Raw genomic sequence first — 25,281 nt, 5'->3', positions numbered from 1 at the left:
ACACATGCCGGTGCCCGGCCTCCCCAGGGGAGGCCGGGCACCGGCATGTCGGGCCCGAGGGGCCCTGCGTCCTACTCCCCCGCGATGACCTCGGCCGCCGCCTGGCCGCAGACCCGTGCGGCGCCGTGGGTGGCGATGTGGAGGGCGCCGCGGGGCGCCGACTGGGGGACACCCATCTCGACGACAACGCTGTCCGGGCGGGCGGCGAGGAGCGAGTCGAGGGCGGCCGCCATCCAGGGGTGACGGTGTTCGTCCCGGACCACGGCGACGACCGGGCGGCTCCCGGCGGCGGCGAGGGCCGAGGAGCCCGCGTCCTCGCCGGTGAAGCTGCCGGTCTCGGTGCCGGGGAGCAGCCGGGCCAGCTCGGCGGCCACCCCCCAGGGGGTCTCGTCACCGACGGCGATGTTCGCGACCGGGGTGAGCGCGGCGACGAAGGGGGCGCCGGTGAGCGGTGTGTACGACGCCGAGCGGGTCACGGTGAGCGCGCGCCGGGCGGCGACCAGGCCGACATCGACGGCTCCGCCCGTGCCGTTCGAGCCACTCGTACCGAGCGAGCCGCCCGAGCCGTTCGAAGCGTTCGAACCGCCCGTGCCGTTCGAGGCGCTCGTGGCGTTCGAAGCGTTCGAACCGTTCAAGCCATTCGTGTGGTGCGCCTCGGGGGCGGTGGCGCTCCCGCCGGTCACCACGGCGCGCGGCCCGGCCGGGGTCGCTCCGGCCGCGGTCCCGGCCGTCGCGCCGGAGGTGGCCGTGGCGGTCCCGGAGACCGCGGAGGCCGTGGCCGTCCACTCGGCCAGCGCCCGCACCCGGTTCGCCGCGTCCGCGAGGCGTTCCTCGGGGAGTTCGCCGGCACGGACGGCGGAGACCAGGGCGTCGCGGAGGCGGCGCACGGTGTCGTCGTCCGCCAGTCCGCCGCCGACGCAGATGGCGTCCGCTCCGGCCGCGATGGCCAGCACGCTGCCCCGCTCGATGCCGTACGTCGCGGAGATGGCCTGCATCTCCATGCCGTCGGTGACGATGAGGCCGTCGTAGCCGAGTTCCTCGCGCAGCAGGCCCGTGAGGATGCGGCGGGAGAGGGTGGCCGGGCGGTCCGGGTCCAGGGCCGGGACGAGGATGTGCGCGCTCATCACGGCACGGCTGCCCGCGGCGATCGCGGCCCGGAACGGGACGAGCTCGCGCGACTGGAGGACCGACAGGTCCGCGTCGATGCGGGGCAGGGCGTGGTGGGAGTCCACCGCGGTGTCCCCGTGGCCGGGGAAGTGCTTGGTGCAGGCGGCGACGCCGGCGGCCTGGAGGCCGGTGACGTAGGCGGCCGTGTGCCGGGCCACCAGGTCGGTGTCGGCGCCGAAGGACCGTACGCCGATGACCGGGTTGGAGGGGTTGGAGTTCACGTCGGCGGACGGCGCCCAGTTGAGGTTCACTCCGCACGCGGCCAGCCGGCGGCCGAGTTCGCGGGCGACGTCCTCGGTGAGCGACACGTCGTCGACGGCGCCCAGCGCGTGATTGCCCGGGAAGGACGAACCCGTGCGCACCTCCAGGCGGGTGACGTCGCCGCCCTCCTCGTCGATGGCGACGAGGACGTCGTCGCGTTCGACGCGCAACTGGGCCGTCAGGGCGGCCAGTTGCTCGGGCGAGGCGATGTTGCGGCCGAACAGGCCGACGGAGGCGAGGCCTTCACCGAGACGGCGGAGCAGCCAGTCCGGCGCCGTGGTCCCGGTGAAGCCGGGCTGCAGCACGGTGAGGGCGTCGCGCGTCAGGCCGTCCTTTGAATTGGACGCAGTGGTACCACTGGCGAATGTCGTCATCGGGAGGGTTATCCCTTCACGGCGCCCGCGGTCAGACCCGCGGCCATCTTGCGCTGGACAAGGAGGAACAGGACGACGATCGGCACGGCCATCATGGTGGATCCGGCCATCATCGGGGCGTACTCGGTTCCGTGCTTGGTGGTGAAATTGCCGAGCCAGACGGTGGCGGTCTGGTTCTTCTGGCTCATCAGCATCAGGGCGTAGAGGTATTCGTTCCACGCCTGGATGAAGGCGTAGACGGACGTCGCGACCATGCCGGGAGCCAGCAGCGGGAAGACCACGCGGATGAAGGCGCCCGTGCGGCTGCACCCGTCGACCATCGCCGCCTCCTCCAGCTCCTTCGGGATGTTGACGATGAAGCCGCGCAGCGTCCACACCGTGAAGGGGAGGATGAAGGTCAGATACGTGATGATCAGACCGGAGAGCTTGTCGTACTGGTCGAGGTCGTTCAGCAGCAGGAAGACCGGGATGATCATGGCGACCAGCGGGACCATCTGGACCGCGAGGATGCCGACGATCACGACCTTGCGGCCGCGGAAGGCGAAGCGGGAGATGGCCAGCGCGGCCAGCATCCCCACCACGATGCCGATCACGACCACGGCGAGCGACACGACGAGGCTGCGGCCCACCGGGCCCCAGAAGTCGGCGATGTCCAGCGCGCGGCGGAAGTTGTCGAGCGTCAGCCCCGTCGGGAACAGGCTCGGGTCGGGGTCGATGGCGTCCTTGGCCGGCTTGAAGGCCGTGTTGAACATCCAGTAGACGGGGAAGCCCGCGGTGAGGAAGACCAGCAGGCCGAGCAGGTTCCAGCCGAGCTTGGACTTGCGGGGCCCGGAGGACTTCCGCCCCGCGGCGGACGCACGCCCGGGCGTGGCGACGGCGCTCATTCGACCTCTCCGATCTTCAGCATCTGACGCATGTACACGGCGACCACGCCCAGCAGCAGCAGCACGGTCAGCAGGGCGATCGCCGATCCCTGCGCGTAGTCGTTGACGACGAAGGCGCGGTCGTACGAGTACGTGGTGAGCAGTTGGAACTCGGCCTCGGGGTGTCCGTTGCGCATGACGAAGACCTGCGGGAAGACACCCATGTCCCAGATGACGGAGAGGGTCGTGAGCATCACGATGATCGGCTTGAGGATCGGCAGCGTCACATAGCGGAAGACGCCCCAGGCGCCCGCGCCGTCGAGCCGTGCGGCCTCCTCCAGCTCCGCGGGCACCTGGGTGAGTCCCGCGCTGAGCGTGATGACGACGAACGGCACCGCGCCCCAGACGACCAGGAGCATGATCACGGTCAGGCCCTGCGGGCCGCTCGCGAACCAGTTGTGGCCGATCATGTCGACGCCGGGGAGCTTGCTGAGCAGCGCGTTGAAAACGCCGTAGTCGGAGTCGAAGAGCCACTTGAAGACCGTGGTGGCCACGATGATGGGCATGCCCCAGCTCGCCACCAGCACGATGTTGATGAGCGTCTTGACCCAGCCCGAGACCCGCTGGAGGAGCAGCGCGATCAGCATGCCGATGACCATCGTGAAGACGACGGCCCCGCCGGCGAAGAAGATCGTCCGGACGACCACCGCCCAGAACTCGCCGTCCCCGAGCACCTTGGAGAAGTTGTCGAAGCCGACCGACTCGGCCGGCTGGAAGCCCCAGAGCTGGGACTGCCCGAACTTCTGGAAGGAGAGCGTGACCAGGCGCACCAGCGGATAGCCGAGGACCAGCGCGAGGATCAGCAGGCACGGGGCGAGCAGGGCCCAGGGGGCCGCCGTCCTGCCCGAGGTCCGCTTGACGCGTGGCGCCTTGGGGACGGCCGGTGGCGGTGCCTGCCGCGGAGGCGGCACCTTGGCGGGGGTGGTCGTGTCTGCGGCACTCATCGCGCGCTCCTCAGCGGTCCCTCAGGTCGTACGAAAGCGAAGGCCCGTACGGCCGGGCGCCGCGGGGACGAGCCCCGGGCCGGGCCGTACGGGAGGCAGGGCCCCGCCCCTCCGCGAAGGAGGACCGACGGGGCCCCGCGCTCAGGTCACTTGGTGTTGATGACCTTGTCGATCTTGGCGTCCGCTTCCTTCGCGGCGTCCTCGACCGACTTCTTGCCGGTACCGATGCTCTGCAGCATGGTCTGCAGGACCTGGGCCTTCTCGACCTGGCCCCAGCCCGGCGCCATCGGGACGAACCAGTTGGACTCGGCCGCGGTGGCCGGGACGACCGTCGCCGGGTCGTTCTTCAGGGTGGCGAGGTCGGTCTTGTTGTTGGGCAGGTTGCCCTTGCCCATCAGGCCCTTCTGGCCCTTGGCGCCGGTGAACGCGTTGATCCACTCGGCGGCGACGGCCTGCGCCTTCGACTTCACCGGGACGGCGAGGTCGGAGCCGCCCAGGAAGACCGGGAGGTTCTTGCCGGACGGGCCGGGCATCACGAAGTTCTCGAGGTTGCCCTTGAGCTTGCCGGTCTTGTCGCTCTTCGGGTCCTCGGCGGTCGCGCCCTCCCAGGCGGCGCCGAAGATCATGCCGGACTTGCCCTGGCCGTAGACGATGTAGCGGTCGGACTCGTCCTTGGTCTTGTCGCCGTGCATGTAGGTGTCGACGACGTTCTTGAACTCGGTGAGGCCCTTGACCGACTCGGGCGAGGAGAGGTTGGCCTTCCACTGGCCGCCCTCCTCCTTCGCGATGGAGCCGCCGGCGTCGTAGACGAAGGACATCGCCGCGTACCAGTCGCGGGTGGGCTGGTACCAGGCGCTGAACTTGTCACCCTGCTTCTTCTGGATCTTGTCCAGGGCGGAGGTGAGCTCCTTGTACGTCTTCGGCGGGGTCTTCACGCCGACGGAGGCGGCGAGGTCCTTGCGCCAGTTGCCGACGCGGCCACCGGCGTAGTACGGCACGCCGTAGGTCTTGCCGTCGTACGTCACGGAGGCCTTGAGGCCGTCCAGCCAGGCGTCCGAGTTCTCGAACTTGGCCGTGTCCAGGGGAGCGAAGGCGCCCTTGACCATGTAGCCGAGCATCTCGGTGTTGCCCATCTCGACCACGTCGGGCGCCTTGTCGGTGGCGAGGACGGCGTCGAGCTTGGTGTTCTTGTCCGGCCAGCCGTAGTACTCGTGGTTGATCTTGATGCCGGGGTGCTTCGCCTTGATCGCCGCGTCGGCCGCCTTGACCAGCTCGGGCCAGTTGTTCTGCGCGTCGACCGTGAGCCAGACGGTCAGCTCCTTGGCGTCCGCGCCCTTGTCCGACCCCCCGGACTTGTCGTCGTTCCCGCACGCCGCGATGGAGAACATCATGCCCGCGATACCGATCGCGGCTATCAGCTTGCGCTTCACGCCACCCTCCTCAGGGATGCCACAAACCCCCCTGCTCCCCGCGGTGACATAACGCCGTGTACCGCCCGTGGGGCCGGGACTGGACCAATGGTGTAGACCAGTACGGGGAGCTTGGCCTAGACCTAGAGGGGTGTCAAGGGTGTGTAAGCCCGTCCAGTCGTCCGTTATGGGACCTACATATGCAAGGACCTTTAAGTAGGTAAGCGGCATAAACAGTGGGCCTGTTCAGGGCCCACGGAAGGGCCGCCCGCGGAGTCGCCCACGCGGCCGTCTGCGCGCGATGGACTAGACCAACGGGTACGTCGACGGTATATAGAGGGGATCACGGAGCGTGCGGGGGACACTCGCACGTCAAGCCGTGCCACGATGTGAGCCGTGGCCGACGGTAGGTCGGTCGCTTCGGCATCCGGAGCCGGGAAGGCAGAGCATGAGCACCGACGTCAGCAGTGCGGAGAACGAGGGTGGGGCGCCCATCCGTACCGCGCGCGTGCCCAAGTACTACCGCCTCAAGAAGCACCTGCTCGACATGACGGAGACACTGCCGCCCGGTACGCCGGTACCGCCCGAGCGGACCCTCGCCGCCGAGTTCGACACCTCGCGCACCACGGTGCGGCAGGCCCTTCAGGAGCTGGTCGTCGAGGGCCGCCTCGAACGCATCCAGGGCAAGGGCACCTTCGTCGCCAAACCGAAGGTCTCCCAGGCGCTCCAACTGACCTCGTACACCGAGGACATGCGCGCCCAGGGCCTCGAACCCACCTCGCAGCTGCTGGACATCGGCTACATCACGGCGGACGACGCCCTCGCCGGCCTGCTCGACATCTCGGCCGGCGGCCGGGTGCTGCGCATCGAGCGGCTGCGCCTCGCGAGCGGCGAGCCGATGGCCATCGAGACGACCCACCTCTCCGCCAAGCGCTTCCCCGCCCTGCGCAGGTCGCTCGTCAAGTACACCTCTCTCTACACCGCGCTCGCCGAGGTCTACGACGTCCATCTCGCCGAGGCCGAGGAGACCATCGAGACCTCGCTGGCGACCCCGCGCGAGGCCGGACTGCTCGGCACCGATGTGGGCCTGCCCATGCTGATGCTCTCCCGCCACTCGATCGACCGGCAGGGCGAGCCGGTGGAGTGGGTGCGGTCGGTGTACCGGGGAGACCGGTACAAGTTCGTCGCCCGCCTCAAGCGCCCGCAGGACTGATCCGCGCGGGGTGGCGCGCGGGCCCGGACGGGCCGTCAGGATCCGTACCCCCCCGAGGGGTTCCGCTCCTGATGAGGGGCCCCGCGCGCACCCTCACGAACCCTCCACACCCGCCGTCCGACGGGGGGTTCCCTAAAGCGGAACCGTCGCCTAGATTGCCTGCGCGTTACCCAGGTGATCGATGAGGGGACGGAGCCGACCCATGTCAGACCTGCCCGAAGTGAAACCACCGGTGGTGACACCGGTCCGTGCGGTGATCGCCCTGTGTCTGCTCGCGCCCTTCGTCGCGATGCTGTGGGTCGGTTCCTACGCCAAGACCGACCCGGCCTTCATCGGCATCCCGTTCTTCTACTGGTACCAGATGCTGTGGGTGGTCCTCTCCACGGCGCTGACGGTGACCGCGTTCCAGCTGTGGAAGCGTGACCAGCGGGCCCGCGCCTCCGCGAAGGGAGGTGCCGGAGCATGAACGACGGTGTGAACGGCGTCGCCCTCGGCGTCTTCGTCTTCTTCTTCCTGGCCGTCACGGTCATGGGCTTCCTGGCCGCGCGCTGGCGCAGGGCCGACAACGAACACAGCCTCGACGAATGGGGCCTGGGCGGCCGGTCCTTCGGCACCTGGGTGACCTGGTTCCTGCTCGGCGGCGACCTCTACACGGCGTACACCTTCGTCGCCGTACCGGCGGCGATCTACGCGGCGGGCGCGGCCGGCTTCTTCGCCGTGCCGTACACGATCCTGGTCTACCCGCTGATCTTCACCTTCCTGCCCCGCCTCTGGTCGGTCTCCCACAAGCACGGCTATGTGACGACCTCGGACTTCGTGCGCGGCCGCTACGGCTCCAAGGGCCTGTCCCTCGCCGTGGCCGTCACCGGCATCCTGGCCACCATGCCGTACATCGCGCTCCAGCTGGTCGGCATCCAGGCCGTCCTCGACGTGATGGGCGTGGGCGGCGGCGAGAGCACCAACTGGTTCGTCAAGGACCTGCCGCTCCTCATCGCCTTCGGCGTGCTGGCCGCGTACACCTACTCCTCGGGCCTGCGGGCCCCCGCCCTGATCGCGTTCGTGAAGGACACCCTGATCTACATCGTGATCGCGGTGGCCATCATCTACATCCCGATCAAGCTGGGCGGCTTCGACGAGATCTTCAAGGCGGCGAGCGACAAGTACACGGCCGCGGGCGCCGGCGGGCTCGTCCCCGCCGAGGCGGGCCAGTGGACGTACGCCACCCTCGCGCTCGGCTCGGCGCTGGCGCTGTTCATGTATCCGCACTCGATCACCGCGACGCTGTCCAGCCGCAGCCGGGAGGTGATCCGGCGCAACACCACGATCCTGCCGCTGTACTCGCTGATGCTGGGCCTGCTCGCCCTGCTCGGGTTCATGGCGATCGCGGCCGGCGTGAAGGTGCAGAACGGACAGCTCGCGATCCCCCAGCTCTTCGAGAACATGTTCCCGGACTGGTTCGCGGGCGTGGCCTTCGCCGCCATCGGCATCGGGGCACTCGTCCCGGCGGCCATCATGTCCATCGCGGCCGCGAACCTCTTCACCCGCAACATCTACAAGGACTTCATCAAGCCGGACGCGACCCCGCGGCAGGAGACCCAGGTCTCCAAGCTGGTCTCGCTCCTGGTGAAGGTGGGCGCGCTGGTCTTCGTCCTGACCATGGACAAGACCGTCGCGATCAACTTCCAGTTGCTCGGCGGCATCTGGATCCTGCAGACGTTCCCGGCGCTCGTCGGCGGCCTGTTCACCCGCTGGTTCCACCGCTGGGCGCTGCTCGGCGGCTGGGCGGTCGGCATGCTCTACGGCACGATCGCCGCCTACGGGGTGGCGTCGCCGACCCAGAAGCACTTCGGCGGCAGCTCGAAGGAGATCCCCGGCATCGGGGAGATCGGCTACATCGGCCTGACGGCGTTCCTCCTGAACGTGGCCGTGTCCGTCGTCCTCACCTTCGCCCTGCGGGCGTTCAAGGCTCCCGACGGCATCGACGAGACGTCGCCCGGGGACTACACGGCCGACGCGGGAGACCCCGGCGTCGAGACGGAGCTCCCCCCGGCCACGGCGGGCGCGAGCCACTAGCCACAGGTCACGCACCACGGACGACGGGCCGCCGGGAGGGAATCCGGCGGCCCGTCGCCGTGCCGGGCGGGCGCGACGAGGCCCTCGTACGCGGCCCGACGACCTCCGGCCGCTCACCTACGAGTTGACGCTCCAGCACACTCCGTAGCGCTCTCCGATGCCGACCCGACACAACATGTGGGGGTACTCCCGGAGCCCGGCACAAGATGTATGCTCATGGTCGCTGTCACCGCAGGGGAATCCGGTGCGAATCCGGAACTGTCCCGCAACGGTGTACTTGTGTGTGTTCGCGTACCCACGCGACCGCGCTCGCGTCAGTCCGAGGACCTGCCGACAGCGCACCCCGGCCGTCCGGCCCGGGTGCCGACGACGTCCGGGCCTCGCGGAATGGGCCGGTGGACGCGGTGCGCTGCTGCCCAGAAGCGCTCCCGTGTGCCCCGTGCCTCCCCGCAAGGCCCCGTGCCGAGCGAGGGAGAGCCCCACGTGACCATCGCGCCAGCCGATCCGGCTTCAGTGACCGCGCAGCAGGCCCCGGTGGAGACCGACGGTCCCGGAACCGCGCTGCTGCGGACCCTGACGGATCTCACCGCCGACCTCCCCGACGCCGACCCCGGCCGGGTCGCCGCCGCGGCGCTGCGCGGCCGGTCCGCCCGCGCCGACGAGGCCGAGCTGCGCGAACTGGCCACCGAGGCGGCCGCAGGGCTCATCTCCGAGGACCCCGCCTACTCCCGGCTGGCCGCCCGCCTGCTCACGATCAGCATCGCCGCGGAGGCCGCCTCCCAGGGCGTCACGACCTTCTCCGAGTCGGTCGCCGTCGGCCACCGCGAGGGCCTGATCGCCGACCGCACGGCCGAGTTCGTCCGGCTGCACACGGCCCGTCTCGACGCGCTGATCGACTCCGAGGGCGACGACCGCTTCGGCTACTTCGGGCTGCGTACGCTGCACAGCCGCTATCTGCTCCGGCACCCGATCACCCGCAGCGTCGTCGAGACGCCCCAGCACTTCATGCTCCGGGTGGCCTCCGGCCTCGCCGAGGACGACACGGTCCGCTCGGTGGACGAAGTCGCCGCGCTCTACCGGCTCATGAGCCGCCTGGACTACCTCCCCTCCTCCCCCACGCTCTTCAACTCCGGTACGCGGCACCCGCAGATGTCGTCCTGCTACCTCCTCGACTCCCCGCTGGACGAGCTGGACTCCATCTACGACCGCTACCACCAGGTGGCGCGCCTGTCTAAGCACGCGGGCGGCATCGGCCTGTCCTACTCCCGTATCCGCTCGCGCGGTTCGCTGATCCGCGGCACCAACGGGCACTCCAACGGCATCGTCCCGTTCCTCAAGACGCTCGACGCCTCGGTCGCCGCGGTGAACCAGGGCGGCCGGCGCAAGGGCGCGGCCGCGGTGTACCTGGAGACCTGGCACTCCGACATCGAGGAGTTCCTGGAGCTGCGCGACAACACCGGTGAGGACGCCCGGCGTACGCACAACCTGAACCTCGCGCACTGGATCCCGGACGAGTTCATGCGCCGGGTGAACGAGGACGGCGTCTGGTCGCTCTTCTCCCCCGCCGACGTGCCGGAACTGGTCGATCTGTGGGGCGACGCGTTCGACGCGGCCTACCGCAAGGCCGAGGAGGCGGGCCTCGCCAAGAAGACCATCCCGGCCCGCGACCTGTACGGCCGCATGATGCGCACCCTCGCGCAGACCGGCAACGGCTGGATGACCTTCAAGGACGCCGCCAACCGCACCGCCAACCAGACGGCGGAGCCCGGCCACACCGTCCACTCCTCGAATCTGTGCACCGAGATCCTCGAGGTCACGGACGACGGGGAGACGGCGGTCTGCAACCTGGGCTCGGTCAACCTGGGCGCGTTCGTGGTCGGTCAGGACATCGACTGGGAGCGGCTCGACGAGACCGTCCGCACCGCGGTGACCTTCCTCGACCGTGTCGTGGACATCAACTTCTACCCGACCGAGCAGGCGGGCCGCTCCAACGCCAAGTGGCGTCCGGTCGGCCTCGGCGCGATGGGCCTCCAGGACGTCTTCTTCAAGCTGCGCCTGCCCTTCGACTCGCCCGAGGCCCGCGCCCTGTCCACCCGGATCGCCGAGCGCATCATGCTCGCCTCCTACGAGGCCTCCGCGGACCTCGCCGAGCGCAACGGCCCGCTCCCCGCCTGGGAGAAGACCCGTACCGCCCGTGGAGTGCTGCACCCGGACCACTTCGACGTCGAGCTGAACTGGCCGGAGCGCTGGGCCGCCCTGCGGCAGCGGATCGCGGCGGTCGGCATGCGCAACTCGCTGCTCCTCGCCATCGCGCCGACCGCCACCATCGCGTCCATCGCGGGTGTGTACGAGTGCATCGAGCCGCAGGTGTCGAACCTGTTCAAGCGCGAGACGCTCTCCGGCGAGTTCCTCCAGGTCAACTCCTACCTGGTGGCCGAGCTGAAGAAGCTCGGCGTGTGGGACGCGCAGACCCGTGAGGCACTGCGCGAGTCCAGCGGCTCGGTGCAGGGCTTCACCTGGGTCCCGCAGGACGTCCGCGACCTGTACCGCACGGCGTGGGAGATCCCGCAGCGCGGCCTGATCGACATGGCCGCCGCCCGGACCCCGTTCCTGGACCAGGCCCAGTCGCTGAACCTGTTCCTGGAGACGCCGACCATCGGCAAGCTCTCCTCGATGTACTCCTACGCCTGGAAGTCGGGCCTCAAGACGACGTACTACCTGCGGTCCCGTCCCGCGACGCGCATCGCCCGCGCGGCCCAGGCCCAGGCGCAGCCCGAGAAGACCATCCCCGTCCAGCAGGTCGCCGACCCCGACGCCGTCGCCTGCTCCCTGGAAAACCCCGAGTCCTGCGAGGCCTGCCAGTAATGAGCGACACCACCACCGAGAAGGCCGCGTCCGAGAAGGCCGCGTCCGAGAAAAACCTGCTCGACCCGGGCTTCGAACTGACTCTCCGCCCCATGCGCTACCCCGACTTCTACGAGCGCTACCGGGACGCGATCAAGAACACCTGGACCGTCGAGGAGGTCGACCTCCACTCGGACGTCGCCGACCTCGCGAAGCTGACGCCGGGCGAGCAGCACATGATCGGGCGGCTGGTCGCGTTCTTCGCGACGGGCGACTCGATCGTGTCGAACAACCTCGTGCTGACGCTGTACAAGCACATCAACTCCCCCGAGGCGCGGCTCTACCTGAGCCGTCAGCTCTTCGAGGAGGCCGTGCACGTCCAGTTCTATCTGACGCTGCTCGACACCTACCTGCCCGACCCCGAGGACCGCACCGCGGCCTTCGCGGCGGTCGAGAGCATCCCCTCCATCCGCGAGAAGGCGCAGTTCTGCTTCAAGTGGATGGACTCGGTGGAGAAGCTGGACCGGCTGGAGACCCAGGCCGACCGCCGCCGCTTCCTGCTCAACCTCATCTGCTTCGCCGCGTGCATCGAGGGGCTCTTCTTCTACGGGGCCTTCGCGTACGTCTACTGGTTCCGCAGCCGGGGTCTGCTGCACGGCCTGGCGACCGGCACCAACTGGGTGTTCCGCGACGAGACGATGCACATGAGCTTCGCCTTCGAGGTCGTCGACACCGTCCGCAAGGAGGAGCCGGAGCTCTTCGACGACCGGCTCCAGGAGCAGGTGACCGACATGCTGCGCGAGGCCGTCGAGGCGGAGCTGCAGTTCGGCCGTGACCTGTGCGGCGAGGGTCTGCCCGGCATGAACACCGACTCGATGCGGCAGTACCTGGAGTGCGTCGCCGACCAGCGCCTCCAGCGGCTGGGCTTCGCGCCGGTGTACGGCTCCGAGAACCCGTTCTCCTTCATGGAGCTCCAGGGCGTCCAGGAGCTGACCAACTTCTTCGAGCGCCGGCCGTCCGCGTACCAGGTCGCGGTGGAGGGCACGGTCGACCTCGACGAGGACTTCTGACCGCTCGTCCTCCGGACGGTCCGGTCACGGCCGGCACCGCCGCGACGACCGGGTGACGGGTGACAGGGCCCCGGCCGCCATCGGCGGCCGGGGCCCTGTCCCGTGGAGAGGGATCCTGATCCGCCGGTGGTACGTCCAACCCGCAAGGAGGCCACCCCATGCGTCGAACGACCCACACCCGGACCATCGCCCTCAGCGCCCTGATCCTGCTCCTCGCGGGCTGCGGCACGCAGAGCGGAGGCGACGCGGGCGGCAGCGGCACCGTGTCGCCGTCGCCCACCGCGTCCCCCCGGGACTGCGCCACGGCGAAGGCGGAGCTCGGCGCCGCCGACACCGGCGACACGTACTGTCTGGCACCCGGCGAGACGATCCGTGTCTCGCTGGACGGCACCACGCGCAAACCCTGGGCGCCCGTCAAGGCGGCCGGCAGCGGGCTGGAGGCCACCAACAGCGGCATCGTCCTCCAGCCGGGCGACGCCTCCGCCGCCTACAAGGCGGTCTCGCCGGGAACGGTCCGGCTGACGTCGTCCCGGCCGATGTGTCCGAGTGATCCGGCCCGGGTCTCCTGCGACGGGCTTCAGGAGTGGGCGGTCACCGTGGTGGTGACGAAGGAGTGAGGCCGCGGCGGCCGCCCGGCCTCCTGGCGGGGGCCGGCGGCCGCCCTGAGCTGACGGTCCACGCGCCGCTCGCGCGCGAGCCCGATCAGGGAGGGGAGCGTCACGGCCGTGAAGATCGCGAGAACGGCCAGGATTCCGACGAGGTTCTCCATCGCTGAGTTCATGACACTAGTGTCACGTCGATGACTCCTTACCGTCAGTGGCAGAACTGCCGCAGACCCTCGAATTACTGCCACTTCCACGGCACACTGGGGGCATGCTGAACAACGTGGCGGCCGTCCTGCTCGACGGCGTGCATCCCTTCGAACTCGGCGTCGTCTGCGAGGTGTTCGGCCTCGACCGTAGCGACGAGGGCTTGCCCGTCTACGAGTTCGCGGTCGCGTCCGCCGAAGGGCCGACGCTCGGCACCCACGTCCCCGGGTTCACGGTCTCCACTCCGTACGGTCTCGACCGGCTCGAAGAGGCCGACCTGGTGGTCGTGCCCGCCGGCGACACCTACGCCGTACGCGGCTATCCGCCCGAACTGCTCGCGGCGCTGCGCCGTGCGGTGGACCGCGGGGCCCGGGTGCTCAGCGTCTGCTCCGGCGTCTTCGCGCTCGGCGCGGCCGGGCTCCTGGACGGCAGGCGCTGCGCCGTGCACTGGCAGCACGTCGACGAGCTGGCCCGGCAGTACCCGCGGGCGATCATCGAGCCGGACGTCCTGTACGTGGACGAGGACCCGGTGATCACCTCGGCCGGCACCGCCGCCGGCATCGACGCCTGTCTGCACATCGTCCGCAAGGAGCAGGGCCCCGAGGTGGCCAACACCATCGCCCGCCGCATGGTGGTGCCGCCGCACCGCGACGGCGGCCAGGCCCAGTACATCGAGCGGCCCCTTCCCCGCTCACGGTGCGACACGGTCGGCGAGGTGCTGGTGTGGATGCAGCAACACCTCGACGAGGAGACGACCGTCGAACAGCTCGCGGCGCGTGCGCATATGGCGCCGCGCACCTTCGCACGCCGCTTCCAGCAGGAGACGGGGACCACGCCGTACCGCTGGATCCTGCGTCAACGGGTCCTGCTGGTACAGGAGTTGCTGGAGGCCACCGACGAGACGATGGACGCGATCGCGGGCCGTGCCGGCTTCGGCAACGCGGCGGCGCTGCGCCATCAGTTCGTACGGAGTCTGGGGACGACTCCGCAGGCGTACCGGCGCACGTTCAGGGGCCCGAAGGCGGCCTGAACGTGCGCCGGTAGACGTGCGGGTCGGACACCGGCCGGGCCGGGCACCCGACCGCCTCAGCGGGGACGGGCCTTCAGCCGCAGCTCGTTGGGCCGCAGGGTGATACCGACGCGGGTCGTGTCGTTGGACCCGGACACCGGCTCGAAGCGCCACCGGGACGCCACGGTCGCGGTGACCAGGCTGAGCAGCGCCATCGAGAAGTGGTCACTCGGGCACTTGCGGTTGCCGACGCTGAACGGGCGCATCGCGTACTTCGGGATGTCCTTGGAGCGTTCCGGAAGCCAGCGGTCGGGATCGAAATCCAGGTGCTCCTGGTACGACCGCGGGTCGCGCTGGATCGCGTACGGACTGTAGATGATGTCGGCACCGGCCGGAATGCGATAGCCACCCAGCTCGGTTTCGGTCACCGCTCGCCGCGTCAATATCCATACGGCGGGGCGCAAACGCATCGCCTCGACGACGACATTGTTCGTATGCGACAGCTTCCGCACGTCGTCGAATCCGACGGGCCGGTCTCCGGCGAGGGTTCGGACCTCTTCGGCCACCTTGTCCGCCTGTTCCGGATGTTCCGTCAGGACTTGGAGCAGCCACATGATCGTGGACGCGATGGTTTCGCTGCCTGGGGTGAGTATCGCGACGACTTGGTCGTGGATCTCCTGTTCGTCGATGGGGTCGCCATCGTCGTTCTTCGCTTCCAGCAATGCCGTCAGCAAATCGTCCGGCTTTTGACCAGATGCCCGTCGCTCGTCGATGATCTCGTCGACGAGCGCATGCAAATCGGCCAATGCCCGGTCGAATGCGCGCATCGAAGGAAGCGGGAGCCGATAGAGCGGCCCCGCGGGTATGACCATGCGCCGGTACATGCCGCGGAACACGGTGGCGAGGGCGAGGCTCAGCCGTTCGGCACGCTCGTCCATGAACCGGCCGCGCAGCAGGCAGCGGGCGGCGACGCGGACGGCGACGCGGAACGACTCGGAGGTGCAGTCGACGGCCGTCCCCTGCTCCCAGCGCGCCGCGAACGCGCGCGCCTCCTCCTCCATGATCGGGCCGTACTCGGGGATGATGTCGAGCCGGAACGCGGGCTGAATGGTCCGCCGCTGGCGCCGGTGCTGCGGCCCGTTGGCCGTGGCGACGCCCTGCTTGCCCAGCAGCCCTTCGAGCGACTCCCACAGGGGGCCGCCGATCTCGTAGTCGGGGCTGAGCGCCAGCGCCCCGGTGAGCGCGGGGGTGGTGACGGCGTACACCGTCTTGGGGCCCATCCTGAGCCGCACGACATCGCCGTGGTCGCGCAGCTGGGCGAGGAAGCCCAGCGGGTCGCGCACCAGCTTCCAGCCGTGCCCGAGACCGGGCACCCCGCCTCCGGCGATGGGCGGGACGGACAGCGCCCGCACCTCGGGCACCTCGGGTCGTACCGACTCGACGGTCATTTCTCACCTGCCGCTTCGTTGTTGACGTACGGGGGTGTGGAGCGGTCGTCCCAGCTGTCGACCATGTACCGGCCCGACTCGTGGTGGAACCAGTACACAGAGCTGAACCAGTTCCGCATATTTCCGAGGCACGCCCTTACGGCGGCACTGGTCTCTTTTCCTCGCACGGTGCCGTCCGCGAGAGTGTCGGCGAGCCTCAATACGTCCTTCTCGGTGATGAGGAATTGTTCGATGCATTCCTCGATCCGCCGCCTCACTTCGGTGACGGCCTCTTCGAGCGTCAGCCCCTGATGATGAATGAGACTGATTCCGAGATTATGGACCTCGTCGCCCGCTATTTCCTTGGGCAGCGAACAGAGGTCGTTGTACCAGGCCGCGAATTCCTGACTGAGCAGTGCCGCCCGGTGAAATGCGGGATGCAACCGCACTTCGTTGGGGATTTCCTGACCCGCACTCGGTTCCAGAAGGTCGGTCCAGATCCAGTGCGCAAAAGTGAGCCGGCGGAGTTCGAGGTATTCCCCCACCGTGGGGACGGTGCCGGAGGTACGGTTCCGGAACTCCCGGTCGTACGCCTCGATCACCGCGTGGAAGTGGAGCGCGAACCGCTTGTTCCAGTTCTCGCCGAGGAACGAGTACAGCCGCACCATGCTGTCCGCGAACCCCGCCACCAGGGGATCCTGGTGGTGCAGATGGTCCCTGGGGGCGTCGAGGGCCGCGTGAAGCTGCGACCTGAGCCTCCGCCAGGCGTCCACCCGGCCGTGGACGACATCGCGGTCGTGGCGGTCGTCCCAGACGAAGAACCACGCGCTGTAGTCCGCTATCGCCTGCATGACCTCGTCGGGGGCACCAATGTAGTAGCCCGCCATGAGGTCCGTGTAGCACAGGCCGTCGGCATATTCTTCGACCTTGTCCGCGGACATCAGTCGCTTTTCGAGGAGCCAGGTCCGGGTCTTCTCCTGGAGCCTGGGCCAATACGGGTGCAGTTGACGGGGAAACTCGGACTCGATCACCGGGAGAGAGAGCGCCGGTGGTACCGCGATCGCTGTCGATGAAGAGCCGTATGAGAAAGCACGCACGAACAAACCCCTCTCAGCCGCCTGTTGACGCCACACCCCTCCACCTGTGCCGGGCGTGCGCCGTTGCGTATCCCCGCACTTCCCATTCAGCACTACAACTGACCGTTCTGGGAACGGATTTGGCCCACTGACTACCTCAGCGTGCCGAGAATCTCCCCTTGTGTGACTGGATCCGGATCATTGAAGGAGCACAAGGGATCGAACGTGCGACGTACATGCGAACGGTGCCTGGTCAGGGCGTTCACCCGACCAGGCACCGTTCGAGCAGACCCACGAGGGGTCGTGCGTCCCGCCTGTCAAAATGCGTCACAGCCGTCCGGGGCGACCGGCGACGTGGTGGTTCAGTCGTTCGCCACGGTCGCGTAGCGCGGCTCGTTCTCGGCCATCTGCCGCAGCGCGTCCTTGCGCTCGCGCTTGGAGAGCCGGTCGATGTACAGGTAGCCGTACAGGTGGTCCGTCTCGTGCTGGAGGCAGCGCGCGAAGTAGCCCGTGCCACGCACCCTGATCGGGTTGCCCTTCTCGTCCTGCCCGGTGACCTCGGCGTAGTCGGGGCGGGCGAGCGGCGCGTACGCGGTCGGCACGGAGAGGCAGCCCTCGTTGCTCTCGTCCAGCTGGCGCTGGTCGGCGGGCAGGTCGACCAGCTTCGGGTTGCAGACCACACCGACGTGCCGGGTGCCCTGGTCGTCCTGGCAGTCGTAGACGAAGACCTTCAGGTCGACGCCGATCTGGTTGGCGGCCAGGCCCACGCCCTCGGCGGTGCGCTGACTCGCGAACATGTCGGCGACCAACTGCTCCAGCTCGTCCCCGAAGTCGGTGACGTCCTTGCACTCCTTGTGCAGAACCGGGTTCCCGACCACGGTGATCGGCCGCGAGGTGCCGCGCTCGTGGTAGGCCGCCTCGCGCTCCTCGGTGTCCTCGGTGTCGATGACGAAGCCGTCGTCGTCCACGGGGAGCACGCCCACGTGCTGCTGATCGGTGTCCTGCTGCGCCATGACGACGTACGCCTTCCTCAGACCTCGGTAAATTCTGCGAGTACAGCCTAAAGGTGTACTCAGCAGACCTCTTCCAGATCCCGCCAGTCACGGGAGTCCGGGCTGTCCGCGACCCAGCCGTCGAGCAGGCCGCGCACCAGCGAGGCGGGCGCCGCGAGGCCGCACTCCCGCTCCGGGACCCAGAGCTGCCCGTCGGTGCGATGACCGAGCGGACCCGGGTGCCCCGGCTCACTGTGGTCGTGCGGGTCGAGGTGTTCCTCGTCGCCCTCGTCGGACGGCATCCGGGACTCCGAGCACATCCGGCACAGCAGCCGTACGGACGACGACCAGTCCTCCGCGGCGAAACCGGCGTCGGCGGCGAGCTGCTCCAGCGCGTCCCGGTCGTCCTCGGTGGCCGCTTCCAGCAGGACGACCCAGGTGGGCACCGGAGAGGGGGCCCACAGCTCGATCTCGTCGAAGACCGGGTAGGCGTGCCCCGCGGCGGTGGTCCGCTCGCCGTGCGGGACACCGTCGTGCAGCACGACCTCGCCCCAGCGGCGTCCGGAGGACGGCAGCGGGATCGACAGCACCTCGACGCGGGCGGGATCCAGCCTGCGCCCCCACACCACCTCGGCCTCGCCCTCCGGCGACAGCCGGACGGCCGCGCTGCCGAGGTCCATGCCCACCGGCTCACCGGAGACGGCGGCACCTCCGGGCACCCGCAGTCCGTACGCCTGCCAGGAACGGCGGGCCAGCGGCCAGTCCTGGAGAGCGGTGGCCGCGATCCCCACGTTCCACCAGTCAGGTGCGCCGGTCTCCCGGTCGAGCAGAGCGACGGCCCGCAGTCCCGCCGCCCGCGCCTGCTCCCAGTCGTGCCGGAACTTGTGCAGCAGCGCCAGGTTGAACCAGGACTCGGACAGCCAGGGCTCCAGGTCCGCGGCACGCGTCAGCAGCGCTCCCGCGTCCTCGTAGCGGCCGTCGCCGATCAGCGTGAACGCACGGTCGGTGGCCTGCCGCCATGAGGCGGAGGGCCGGTGTCGTCCCTTGCCGAAGATCCTCACGATTCCCGCCTGCCAGTTCCTTGCGTTTCCCGCCTGCCGGTCCTTTGAAGAGTCCCTTGAAGGCAGTGCAGCCCCGGGCTGGCCCATGCCCCCGAACACCCTCTTCCTCGCATCCAACCACGGACCGTCGGACGGCCGCTCATTACCCATGGGTTACCCAGCCCAGGGCAAGGTCAGACCGGGTCGGGACAGGACCCGGGCGAGTGACTCCACAACCTCTGGCTGATAGTCGTGGGCAGTGGCCAGCCGCAACTTCTCCAGGGCCGTCAGCGGCCCTCCGGGCCCTGCTTCCCGGGCCATCTCCTCGTATGCGTTCACAGTCCGGACGATGCGCGCGGTGACAGGCTGCTCCCGGTAGGGGTCCGCCTGCCGCTCCACCACCACGGCGACCTCGGCGTCCACCCCGGTCTGCCGTACGACGGCGCCGCCGAGCAGCGCGATCCTCCGCTGCTCGCCCGCCGGGAGCACGGCGGTGGCGCCGGCCGGCACCGGGTCGACCAGGCTGAGCTGTCCGATGTCGTGCATCAGCGCCGCGTACTCCAGGACGGTGAGATCGGGCTCGGAAAGGCCCAGCTCCCGGCCCACGGCCCGGCTGAGCGCGGCCACGCGCCGGGCGTGCCCGGCCGGTGTGTACCCGGCGACCTCGGTCGCGCGCGCGAGGGAGGCGATCGTCTGCCGGTAGGTGACCCGCACGGCGGCGTACCGCCGGAAGGACAGCTGGGTGAGCAGCAGCGGCAGCGAGAAGACGGGCAGCGCCCAGAGCCCGACCACCGCGACCGCGAGCGACATGACGGCCCCCGTCGCGCACACGGCCGACCCGATCCCGAGCGTGGCCCGCAGTTCGTCGCGCAGCAGCGGCCCGAACGGCCACCGGGTCCGCACATGGGCCGTCGCCGCCGCGAGCACGGCGTCCCACAGGGTGGTGAGCACGAGCAGCGCGACGAGCAGCAGAGCGTGGGCCGGACCGCCCCCGTCCAGCAATCTGCCCTGGTTGTAGAGCGGTTGGAAGCAGACGGCGGCGAAGGCGACGGTGAGGACGCGACGCGCGAGGTGGTCGACCGTGGGCCCGCGTCCCCGCGCCACATGCGGAATGCAGCCGATCAGCGCCGCCGCCACGACGACGGCGACGACCTGGAGGACGCCGTGATCGGTGCGGTGCCCGGCGTTCTCGCCGAGCAGCGCGTACGCGAGGGCTCCGGCGGCCCCGAGGGGCGCCGACTCCCGTTCCTCGGTCCCGCTCCACCGGGCGAGCTCGCCGACGGCGATGAGAACGCCGAAGGCCAGCGCGGTGCCGCGTTCGTCGAGTCCGTCCCAGAGGGTGACCCCGAGGGCGAGAACCGCGAGGAGGAGGGCGAGCGCGCGCACCGCGGTGAGCGCGGCGGGCGTTGTTCCGGCCGACGGGAGACGGGCGGCGCGGGCCGAGAGTCCGTGCCGTGGGGCGGCGGTGCTCACGGCGACCTCCGCCCGACCGTGCCGGACGGACGCGTCGGCGGCTTGCCGGGGCCGGGCAGGACGGACGGGCCGACGTCCGCGGTGACCGCGGGACGCCAGCCGTGCCGGCCGAGCGCCCGCACCAGCGCCCCCACCATCCGGGGGTCGAACTGCGCCCCCGCGCACCGCTCGAGCTCCTCGAGGGCCACCGGCACGGGTCTGGCCCTGCGGTAGGACCGGGTCGACGTCATCGCGTCGAACGCGTCGGCAACGGCCACCACCCGGGCGAACTCGGGGATCTGCGCCCCCGCCAGCCCGTACGGATATCCGCTCCCGTCCAGCCGCTCGTGGTGGTGCAGGATCGCCGAGCGGGCCTCGCCGAGGAACCCGATGCCCCGGACCATCTCGTGCCCGTACTCGGGATGCAGTTCGATGACCCGCCGCTCCTCGGGGGTCAGCGGGCCATCCTTGCGCAGCAGCCGCGTGGGGACGCCGAGTTTGCCGACGTCGTGCAGGATCCCGGCGAACCGGAGCCCCTCGACGCGCTCGTCGTCCATGCCCAGTTCACGGGCGATCATGACGGACGCCTGGCCGACCCGCTCGCTGTGCCCGCGGGTGTAGCCGTCCTTGATGTCGACGGCCTGGACGAGGGCGCGGATGGTGGCCTGGTGGGCGGCTCGTTCGCGGTGGTACTGGGCGAAGACCCAGCAGGACACGTACATGGGCAGCAGGACGAGCAGCGCGGCGACGGGTCCGTAGGGACTGCGCCACAGCACCGCCATCATCAGCCCGGCGAGCCCGTGCACGGCGACGGGTGCCAGCGAGCGCGCGAAGAGGCCGCGCCAGGCACCACGCGCCGGCGCCCGCTCGGCCAGCGCCAGGATTCCGCCGTCGAGGACGGTGAGCACGGCGCAGAAGGTGAGCACGGCGGCCCCCGCGGGCACCAGCGCGTAAGGGAAGTCGGGCGTGACCACCGCGTCCCGGCCGCCGAGCGCCCCGTGCACCCGCGAGGCCGCCCAGACGGCGACGGCGAGCTGGGCCGCGCGCCAGACCCGGCGCGGGCCGCGCGGCCGCGCTTCGACCCGGGCGAGCAACGCCCCGGGCAGGGCGACGAGCGCGGCGGCGGACGGCGGCAGCAGAAAGGCACCGGCCAGCAGCACGGGGAGGAAGGTGCCCATCCCCTGGAGGGACGCGCCGCCGGGCGCACCGGCGCCGCGCGGCCGGGGCGGCAGCGTGACGCGCTCGCAGCCCGCGTACAGCACGGCGAGCAGCGCGACGATCCACCAGGAGACGCGGAGATGCGGCAGGGGCGCGAGGCAGGCGAGCGCCATGAGAACGACACAGGCCACGTACACGCGGGCCCACGCCGGAACCGAACCCATCCTCGTACCTCCCCCGTACCTCCCCTGAGCTCAGGCTTCGGAGCCTAGGACGGGAGGAAGGGGGCGGGGACGGGTATGAACGAATCCGCGGGCTCTGAGCCCGCGGATTAGCACGTTCGGGTGATAAACGAAGGGTCTTCGCCGGAGACGGAGACCGGCCCTCGCGCCGGAGGGCCGGTGGTCGGCCGGGAGGTCAGGACTCCTGTGCCGTCGCGGTCACGTCGTGCTCGGGCACGGTCTGACCGGAGCGGATCAGATCGATGCGGCCCATGACCTTGGCCCGCAGATCCGTGGGCACGTCGTCATGGCCGCAGCACCGCTTGACCAGCTTCTTGACAGCCTGTTCGAGGCCGTACTTCTCCAGACACGGGGAGCACTCTTCGAAGTGGACCTCGAACTTGGTGCAGTCCGCGTCCGGCATCTCATGATCGAGGAACTCGTAGAGATGATCGAGTACCTCACTGCAATCCGTCTCGTGCGGCTCTCCGCAGCTCATGAGCCCGAGCCTTTCGCTTCGTTCGACTCTCCGGCGCCGGCGGGGACCAGCCCGCGGTCACGGGCGTAGTCCTCCAGCATGCCGCGCAGTTGGCGACGACCCCGGTGCAGCCGGGACATCACCGTACCGATGGGTGTCCCCATGATGTCCGCGATCTCCTTGTACGCAAAGCCCTCTACGTCCGCGAGATAGACGGCGATGCGGAATTCCTCGGGGATCGCCTGCAGCGCTTCCTTGACGTCCGAATCGGGCAGGTGGTCGAGCGCCTGCGACTCGGCGGAACGGAGGCCTGTCGACATGTGCGACTCGGCACGCGCCAGCTGCCAGTCCTCGATCTCCTCGGCCGCACTGCGCTGGGGTTCGCGCTGCTTCTTGCGGTACGAGTTGATGAAGGTGTTGGTGAGAATGCGGTACAGCCACGCCTTGAGGTTGGTGCCCTCGCGGAACTGGTGGAAGGACGCGTACGCCTTGGCGTACGTCTCCTGCACCAGGTCCTCGGCGTCGGCCGGGTTGCGCGTCATGCGCAGGGCGGCCGAGTACATCTGGTCGAGGAATTCGAGCGCGTCCCGCTCGAAGCGCGCGGTGCGCTCGGCGGACGACTCCGTGCTCTTGCCCTGGCCCTCGGGCTGCTCCGCCTGGCCGTGTTCGGTCCCTGCGTCGGTCCCAGTGACCGGACCCACCTCCTCCAGCGATGTAGTGGCACCGAGACCGGTCCCACTGGAATCGGAGGATAGACGAACATCATGCCCGCCCGCCGCCCGAATCGGGGCGTTCTTGCCCGCGTGCAGCACCGTCCAGTCCAGGTCAGCGCGGCTGCTGCGGCTCGGGCAGAAGGTCGAACCCATGCGGCGGACTTCCTCTCGTACGAACGGTCCAGCACGCTCCGTGCTGTCTGATCGGCACAACAGAAGTCCGTCACTCTGCATTCCCGGCCGTCACCCGAGTGACGCGGCCCACCGCACGACACCGTCCGTGACGACCTTCAGCGCCTCCTCCTGGCCGAGCGGAGCCCGCTTCGGGACGGCGAAGCCGTGATCGCCGAAGGGCACCTCGATCAGCTCGTACGCGCCCGGCGGGAACTCCTCCGGCTTCCCGAACGGGTCGTTGCCGCCCTGGACGACGAGCGTGGGCACCCCCGCGCCGAGCAGCTCGTCGGCGCGGGACTTCTCGGGCTTGCCCGGCGGGTGCAGCGGGAAGCTGAGCGCGAGGACGGCGGCGGCCCCGAGTTCGGTCGCTGTCCTGCACGCGACGCGGGCCCCCGCGCTGCGGCCGCCGGAGACCACGGGGAGCCCCGGTTTCGCCAGCACCGGCCACACCCCCCGCCATCCCACGTCCAGCGTCCTCGGCGCCGGCGCCACCTTCTTCCCGGCCACCCGCCAGGGCTGCTCGACGAGCGCGACGCTCACTCCGTGGGCGGGCAGCACCTCGGCGAGCGCCCGCAGGTCCCGGGCCTCGATGCCGCCGCCCGCGCCGTGGCTCGCGGCGAGGACGAGCCGCGCCCGCCGCGCCCGGTGCCAGGTGACGCGGGCCGTGCCGGCGTCCGTCTCGATCGTCTCGATCGCGTTGCTGATCTCGGTCACGTCAGAAGAGTGTGCCCTCCTCGGGCCCCTCCAGCTCCTTCAGCAGCTCCGGTCCGTTGTTGCGGACATTGCTGACCGCGGTGGAGACGGGGTAGGCGCGCAACAGTCCGGTGGGCGGCGGCGCGAGCAGGTCACGGAGGCCGTCCGGGTCCGTGGCGGCCGGGTCGAGCCAGCTGTCCCAGCGGTCGGGCGTGAGCATCAGGGGCATCCGGGGGTGGATGTCGGCCAGCGCGTGCGGGCCCTCGGCCGGGGCGGCCGCGAGCGGGGTCGTCTCCGCCTCGGTCGTGATGACCGAGCAGGTCACCCACCAGGCCAGCGGATGCTCGTCCGGGAGCGTCCGGTCCCGCCAGAACTCGTACAGTCCCGCCATCGCGAAGACCGAGCCGTCCTCGGGCGTCACGAAGTACGGCTGCTTGCGCGGCCGCTTCTTCCTGCCCTCGACCTCCAGATCGCGTTCGGCGCTGCCGGTGACCCACTCGTAGTAGCCGTCGGCGGGGATGATGCAGCGCCGGCCGGTGAAGGCCCGGCGGTACGAGGGCTTCTCGTGCACCGTCTCCGAGCGGGCGTTGATCATCCGGGCGCCGCCCTCGGGTGTCTTGGCCCAGGACGGGACGAGTCCCCACTTGAGTCTGCGCAGCTGGCGAACCGGCCGCGGGCTGTCCGCGTCCTTCACAGGACGGTCGAGGACGACGTAGACCTCCTTCGTCGGGGCCACGTTGTAGTCGGGCGCCAGGGTCTCCGCGCCGTCCCACTTCTCGATCTCAAAGATTCCTGCGAGATCCTCGGGTCCACGACTGGCTGCATACCGTCCGCACATACGTGCCACACTGCCAGATTCCGCGTTACGAGAGGGAGCCACCGCCGACAATGGACAGCACCGCATCGACCTCGCTGGCCTCGCTCGCCTCCCTCTGGGACGAGGTCTTCGGCACGCAGCCGGACCCCGACCTGTGGGTGGTGATCGCCACCATGGTCGCGGCCCTCGCGGCGATCGTCCCGCACCCCGTCTGGCGCGTCTCCCGCAACGCCATCACCATCGCGCACGAGGGCGGCCACGGCCTGGTCGCCCTGCTCACCGGGCGCAGCCTCAGCGGCATCCGGCTGCACTCCGACACCAGCGGCCTCACGGTCAGCCGCGGCAAGCCGACCGGCCTCGGCATGATCCTCACGGCGGCGGCGGGCTATACCGCTCCCCCGCTGCTCGGCCTCGGCGGCGCCGCGCTGCTCGGCGCGGGTCACATCACCCTGCTGCTGTGGCTGGCCACGGCCCTGCTGATAGCCATGCTGGTCATGATCCGCAACGCGTACGGCGCGCTCACCGTGATCCTCACCGGCGGCACCTTCCTGCTGGTCTCCTGGCTCGCCGGACCCCAGGTGCAGGCCGCGTTCGCGTACGCCGTGGTGTGGTTCCTGCTCCTCGGCGGCGTCCGCCCGGCCTTCGAACTCCAGGCCAAGCGGATGCGGGGCAACGCGGGCGACTCGGACGCCGACCAGCTGTCACGACTGACGCACGTACCCGCCGGGCTCTGGCTGTTCCTCTTCCACGCCGTGTCGCTGTGCTCCCTGATGGGCGGCGGGCGCTGGCTCCTCGATGTGTGAGCCGCACACTGCGGCCCCAGAGTCCTTGAGCTGGGCCGCAGCCGTCGGCGGGCCTCCGGCGACGCGCCGCGCCCGGCCACCTCGCGCGAGCGCCGCCGGGCGTGACGGACCCGCGGCTGCCCGGCGCCCTGCCACTAAAGT

Annotated in this window: 23 protein-coding genes and 1 riboswitch; of the genes, 8 read left to right on the top strand and 15 right to left on the bottom strand. The window is 70.0% G+C overall.

What is annotated here, in order from left to right; all coding sequences use genetic code 11:
• Positions 1 to 71: 71 nt before the first annotated feature.
• The 4 genes from OG788_RS29760 to OG788_RS29745 all read right to left on the bottom strand — a co-directional run bounded on the left by OG788_RS29760 (position 72) and on the right by OG788_RS29745 (position 5,099).
• On the bottom strand, positions 72 to 1,802 hold the full coding sequence (locus OG788_RS29760; RefSeq protein ID WP_406374435.1) for a glycoside hydrolase family 3 protein: 1,731 nt from the start codon (positions 1,800 to 1,802) through the stop codon (positions 72 to 74).
• A gap of 8 nt (positions 1,803 to 1,810) precedes the next feature.
• Positions 1,811 to 2,686, bottom strand: a complete 876-nt coding sequence (locus OG788_RS29755) for a carbohydrate ABC transporter permease (RefSeq protein ID WP_351552825.1) — start codon at positions 2,684 to 2,686, stop codon at positions 1,811 to 1,813.
• Entirely contained in the window at positions 2,683 to 3,669 is a 987-nt protein-coding gene (locus OG788_RS29750) for a sugar ABC transporter permease (RefSeq protein ID WP_351552822.1), read from the bottom strand. Before OG788_RS29750 ends, OG788_RS29755 begins: the two co-directional genes overlap by 4 nt.
• Positions 3,670 to 3,815: 146 nt before the next feature.
• A complete protein-coding gene (locus OG788_RS29745; RefSeq protein WP_266762593.1) occupies positions 3,816 to 5,099 on the bottom strand; it encodes an extracellular solute-binding protein in 1,284 nt (427 codons plus the stop codon).
• A gap of 427 nt (positions 5,100 to 5,526) precedes the next feature.
• On the opposite strand from OG788_RS29745, the gene OG788_RS29740 reads away from it, so the two are divergent.
• From OG788_RS29740 to OG788_RS29715, 6 genes are all read left to right on the top strand, one after another.
• The gene (locus OG788_RS29740) at positions 5,527 to 6,291 is read left to right on the top strand and encodes a GntR family transcriptional regulator (protein ID WP_351552819.1); all 765 of its coding nucleotides are present in this window, start codon (positions 5,527 to 5,529) and stop codon (positions 6,289 to 6,291) included.
• Between the two features lie 202 nt (positions 6,292 to 6,493).
• On the top strand, positions 6,494 to 6,757 hold the full coding sequence (locus OG788_RS29735) for a DUF3311 domain-containing protein (protein ID WP_406374434.1): 264 nt from the start codon (positions 6,494 to 6,496) through the stop codon (positions 6,755 to 6,757).
• Positions 6,754 to 8,364 (top strand): monocarboxylate uptake permease MctP, encoded by a 1,611-nt coding sequence (mctP, locus tag OG788_RS29730; RefSeq protein WP_351552816.1) that lies wholly within the window; start codon positions 6,754 to 6,756, stop codon positions 8,362 to 8,364. Before OG788_RS29735 ends, mctP begins: the two co-directional genes overlap by 4 nt.
• A 200-nt stretch (positions 8,365 to 8,564) precedes the next feature.
• Positions 8,565 to 8,714: riboswitch (cobalamin riboswitch) on the top strand.
• A gap of 133 nt (positions 8,715 to 8,847) precedes the next feature.
• Entirely contained in the window at positions 8,848 to 11,229 is a 2,382-nt protein-coding gene (locus OG788_RS29725; protein ID WP_406374433.1) for a ribonucleoside-diphosphate reductase subunit alpha, read from the top strand.
• Positions 11,229 to 12,278 (top strand): ribonucleotide-diphosphate reductase subunit beta, encoded by a 1,050-nt coding sequence (locus OG788_RS29720; RefSeq protein ID WP_406374432.1) that lies wholly within the window; start codon positions 11,229 to 11,231, stop codon positions 12,276 to 12,278. Before OG788_RS29725 ends, OG788_RS29720 begins: the two co-directional genes overlap by 1 nt.
• Before the next feature lie 158 nt (positions 12,279 to 12,436).
• Positions 12,437 to 12,895 carry a hypothetical protein gene (locus OG788_RS29715; RefSeq protein ID WP_406374431.1) on the top strand — a complete coding sequence of 153 codons (459 nt, stop codon included), beginning with the start codon at positions 12,437 to 12,439 and terminating at the stop codon, positions 12,893 to 12,895.
• Here OG788_RS29715 and OG788_RS29710 read toward each other — a convergent pair.
• A complete protein-coding gene (locus OG788_RS29710; protein ID WP_406374430.1) occupies positions 12,856 to 13,059 on the bottom strand; it encodes a hypothetical protein in 204 nt (67 codons plus the stop codon). The genes OG788_RS29715 and OG788_RS29710 overlap by 40 nt on opposite strands.
• Before the next feature lie 92 nt (positions 13,060 to 13,151).
• On the opposite strand from OG788_RS29710, the gene OG788_RS29705 reads away from it, so the two are divergent.
• On the top strand, positions 13,152 to 14,117 hold the full coding sequence (locus tag OG788_RS29705; protein ID WP_356758909.1) for a helix-turn-helix domain-containing protein: 966 nt from the start codon (positions 13,152 to 13,154) through the stop codon (positions 14,115 to 14,117).
• A 56-nt stretch (positions 14,118 to 14,173) separates the two neighbouring features.
• On the opposite strand, the gene OG788_RS29700 is transcribed toward OG788_RS29705, so the two are convergent.
• The 10 genes from OG788_RS29700 to OG788_RS29655 all read right to left on the bottom strand — a co-directional run bounded on the left by OG788_RS29700 (position 14,174) and on the right by OG788_RS29655 (position 24,358).
• A complete protein-coding gene (locus tag OG788_RS29700) occupies positions 14,174 to 15,544 on the bottom strand; it encodes a cytochrome P450 (protein ID WP_406374429.1) in 1,371 nt (456 codons plus the stop codon).
• Positions 15,541 to 16,620 carry an epi-isozizaene synthase gene (gene cyc1, locus OG788_RS29695; protein ID WP_406376883.1) on the bottom strand — a complete coding sequence of 360 codons (1,080 nt, stop codon included), beginning with the start codon at positions 16,618 to 16,620 and terminating at the stop codon, positions 15,541 to 15,543. Before cyc1 ends, OG788_RS29700 begins: the two co-directional genes overlap by 4 nt.
• 341 nt (positions 16,621 to 16,961) lie before the next feature.
• A complete protein-coding gene (def, locus tag OG788_RS29690) occupies positions 16,962 to 17,612 on the bottom strand; it encodes a peptide deformylase (protein WP_406374428.1) in 651 nt (216 codons plus the stop codon).
• Positions 17,613 to 17,671: 59 nt separating this feature from the next.
• Positions 17,672 to 18,652, bottom strand: a complete 981-nt coding sequence (locus OG788_RS29685) for a hypothetical protein (RefSeq protein WP_266762575.1) — start codon at positions 18,650 to 18,652, stop codon at positions 17,672 to 17,674.
• A gap of 153 nt (positions 18,653 to 18,805) precedes the next feature.
• Positions 18,806 to 20,017 carry an HD-GYP domain-containing protein gene (locus tag OG788_RS29680; RefSeq protein ID WP_406376882.1) on the bottom strand — a complete coding sequence of 404 codons (1,212 nt, stop codon included), beginning with the start codon at positions 20,015 to 20,017 and terminating at the stop codon, positions 18,806 to 18,808.
• Positions 20,018 to 20,100: 83 nt separating this feature from the next.
• Positions 20,101 to 21,465, bottom strand: a complete 1,365-nt coding sequence (locus tag OG788_RS29675; RefSeq protein WP_406374427.1) for an HD-GYP domain-containing protein — start codon at positions 21,463 to 21,465, stop codon at positions 20,101 to 20,103.
• A 193-nt stretch (positions 21,466 to 21,658) separates the two neighbouring features.
• Positions 21,659 to 21,961, bottom strand: coding sequence for a mycothiol system anti-sigma-R factor (rsrA, locus tag OG788_RS29670; RefSeq protein ID WP_103548068.1), 303 nt, complete (start codon positions 21,959 to 21,961; stop codon positions 21,659 to 21,661).
• Positions 21,958 to 22,641: an RNA polymerase sigma factor SigR gene (gene sigR, locus OG788_RS29665; protein WP_351555040.1), complete on the bottom strand. Its 684-nt coding sequence runs from the start codon at positions 22,639 to 22,641 to the stop codon at positions 21,958 to 21,960. Before sigR ends, rsrA begins: the two co-directional genes overlap by 4 nt.
• A 255-nt stretch (positions 22,642 to 22,896) precedes the next feature.
• The gene (locus OG788_RS29660; RefSeq protein ID WP_406374426.1) at positions 22,897 to 23,541 is read right to left on the bottom strand and encodes an alpha/beta family hydrolase; all 645 of its coding nucleotides are present in this window, start codon (positions 23,539 to 23,541) and stop codon (positions 22,897 to 22,899) included.
• A gap of 1 nt (position 23,542) precedes the next feature.
• Positions 23,543 to 24,358 (bottom strand): SOS response-associated peptidase, encoded by an 816-nt coding sequence (locus OG788_RS29655; RefSeq protein ID WP_406374425.1) that lies wholly within the window; start codon positions 24,356 to 24,358, stop codon positions 23,543 to 23,545.
• A 50-nt stretch (positions 24,359 to 24,408) separates the two neighbouring features.
• Between OG788_RS29655 and OG788_RS29650 the strand changes: the two genes are divergently transcribed.
• The gene (locus OG788_RS29650; RefSeq protein WP_406374424.1) at positions 24,409 to 25,140 is read left to right on the top strand and encodes a M50 family metallopeptidase; all 732 of its coding nucleotides are present in this window, start codon (positions 24,409 to 24,411) and stop codon (positions 25,138 to 25,140) included.
• Positions 25,141 to 25,281 lie beyond the last annotated feature (141 nt).

Origin of the sequence: Streptomyces sp. NBC_00647 (assembly GCF_045207245.1) — a bacterium.
GTDB lineage: Bacteria > Actinomycetota > Actinomycetes > Streptomycetales > Streptomycetaceae > Streptomyces.
The sequence above is the reverse complement of the archived record's forward strand: the minus strand, read 5'-3'. Positions and strand labels throughout refer to the sequence as shown.

Bases quoted from the DNA above. Each gene is read 5' to 3' on its own strand.
- OG788_RS29760 (WP_406374435.1), bottom strand. From the start codon at position 1,802: ATGACGACATTCGCCAGTGGTACCACTGCGTCCAATTCAAAGGACGGC.
- OG788_RS29755 (WP_351552825.1), bottom strand. From the start codon at position 2,686: ATGAGCGCCGTCGCCACGCCCGGGCGTGCGTCCGCCGCGGGGCGGAAG.
- OG788_RS29750 (WP_351552822.1), bottom strand. From the start codon at position 3,669: ATGAGTGCCGCAGACACGACCACCCCCGCCAAGGTGCCGCCTCCGCGG.
- OG788_RS29740 (WP_351552819.1), top strand. From the start codon at position 5,527: ATGAGCACCGACGTCAGCAGTGCGGAGAACGAGGGTGGGGCGCCCATC.
- OG788_RS29735 (WP_406374434.1), top strand. From the start codon at position 6,494: ATGTCAGACCTGCCCGAAGTGAAACCACCGGTGGTGACACCGGTCCGT.
- mctP (WP_351552816.1), top strand. From the start codon at position 6,754: ATGAACGACGGTGTGAACGGCGTCGCCCTCGGCGTCTTCGTCTTCTTC.
- OG788_RS29720 (WP_406374432.1), top strand. From the start codon at position 11,229: ATGAGCGACACCACCACCGAGAAGGCCGCGTCCGAGAAGGCCGCGTCC.
- OG788_RS29715 (WP_406374431.1), top strand. From the start codon at position 12,437: ATGCGTCGAACGACCCACACCCGGACCATCGCCCTCAGCGCCCTGATC.
- OG788_RS29710 (WP_406374430.1), bottom strand. From the start codon at position 13,059: ATGAACTCAGCGATGGAGAACCTCGTCGGAATCCTGGCCGTTCTCGCG.
- OG788_RS29705 (WP_356758909.1), top strand. From the start codon at position 13,152: ATGCTGAACAACGTGGCGGCCGTCCTGCTCGACGGCGTGCATCCCTTC.
- OG788_RS29700 (WP_406374429.1), bottom strand. From the start codon at position 15,544: ATGACCGTCGAGTCGGTACGACCCGAGGTGCCCGAGGTGCGGGCGCTG.
- def (WP_406374428.1), bottom strand. From the start codon at position 17,612: ATGGCGCAGCAGGACACCGATCAGCAGCACGTGGGCGTGCTCCCCGTG.
- OG788_RS29675 (WP_406374427.1), bottom strand. From the start codon at position 21,465: ATGGGTTCGGTTCCGGCGTGGGCCCGCGTGTACGTGGCCTGTGTCGTT.
- rsrA (WP_103548068.1), bottom strand. From the start codon at position 21,961: ATGAGCTGCGGAGAGCCGCACGAGACGGATTGCAGTGAGGTACTCGAT.
- OG788_RS29655 (WP_406374425.1), bottom strand. From the start codon at position 24,358: ATGTGCGGACGGTATGCAGCCAGTCGTGGACCCGAGGATCTCGCAGGA.
- OG788_RS29650 (WP_406374424.1), top strand. From the start codon at position 24,409: ATGGACAGCACCGCATCGACCTCGCTGGCCTCGCTCGCCTCCCTCTGG.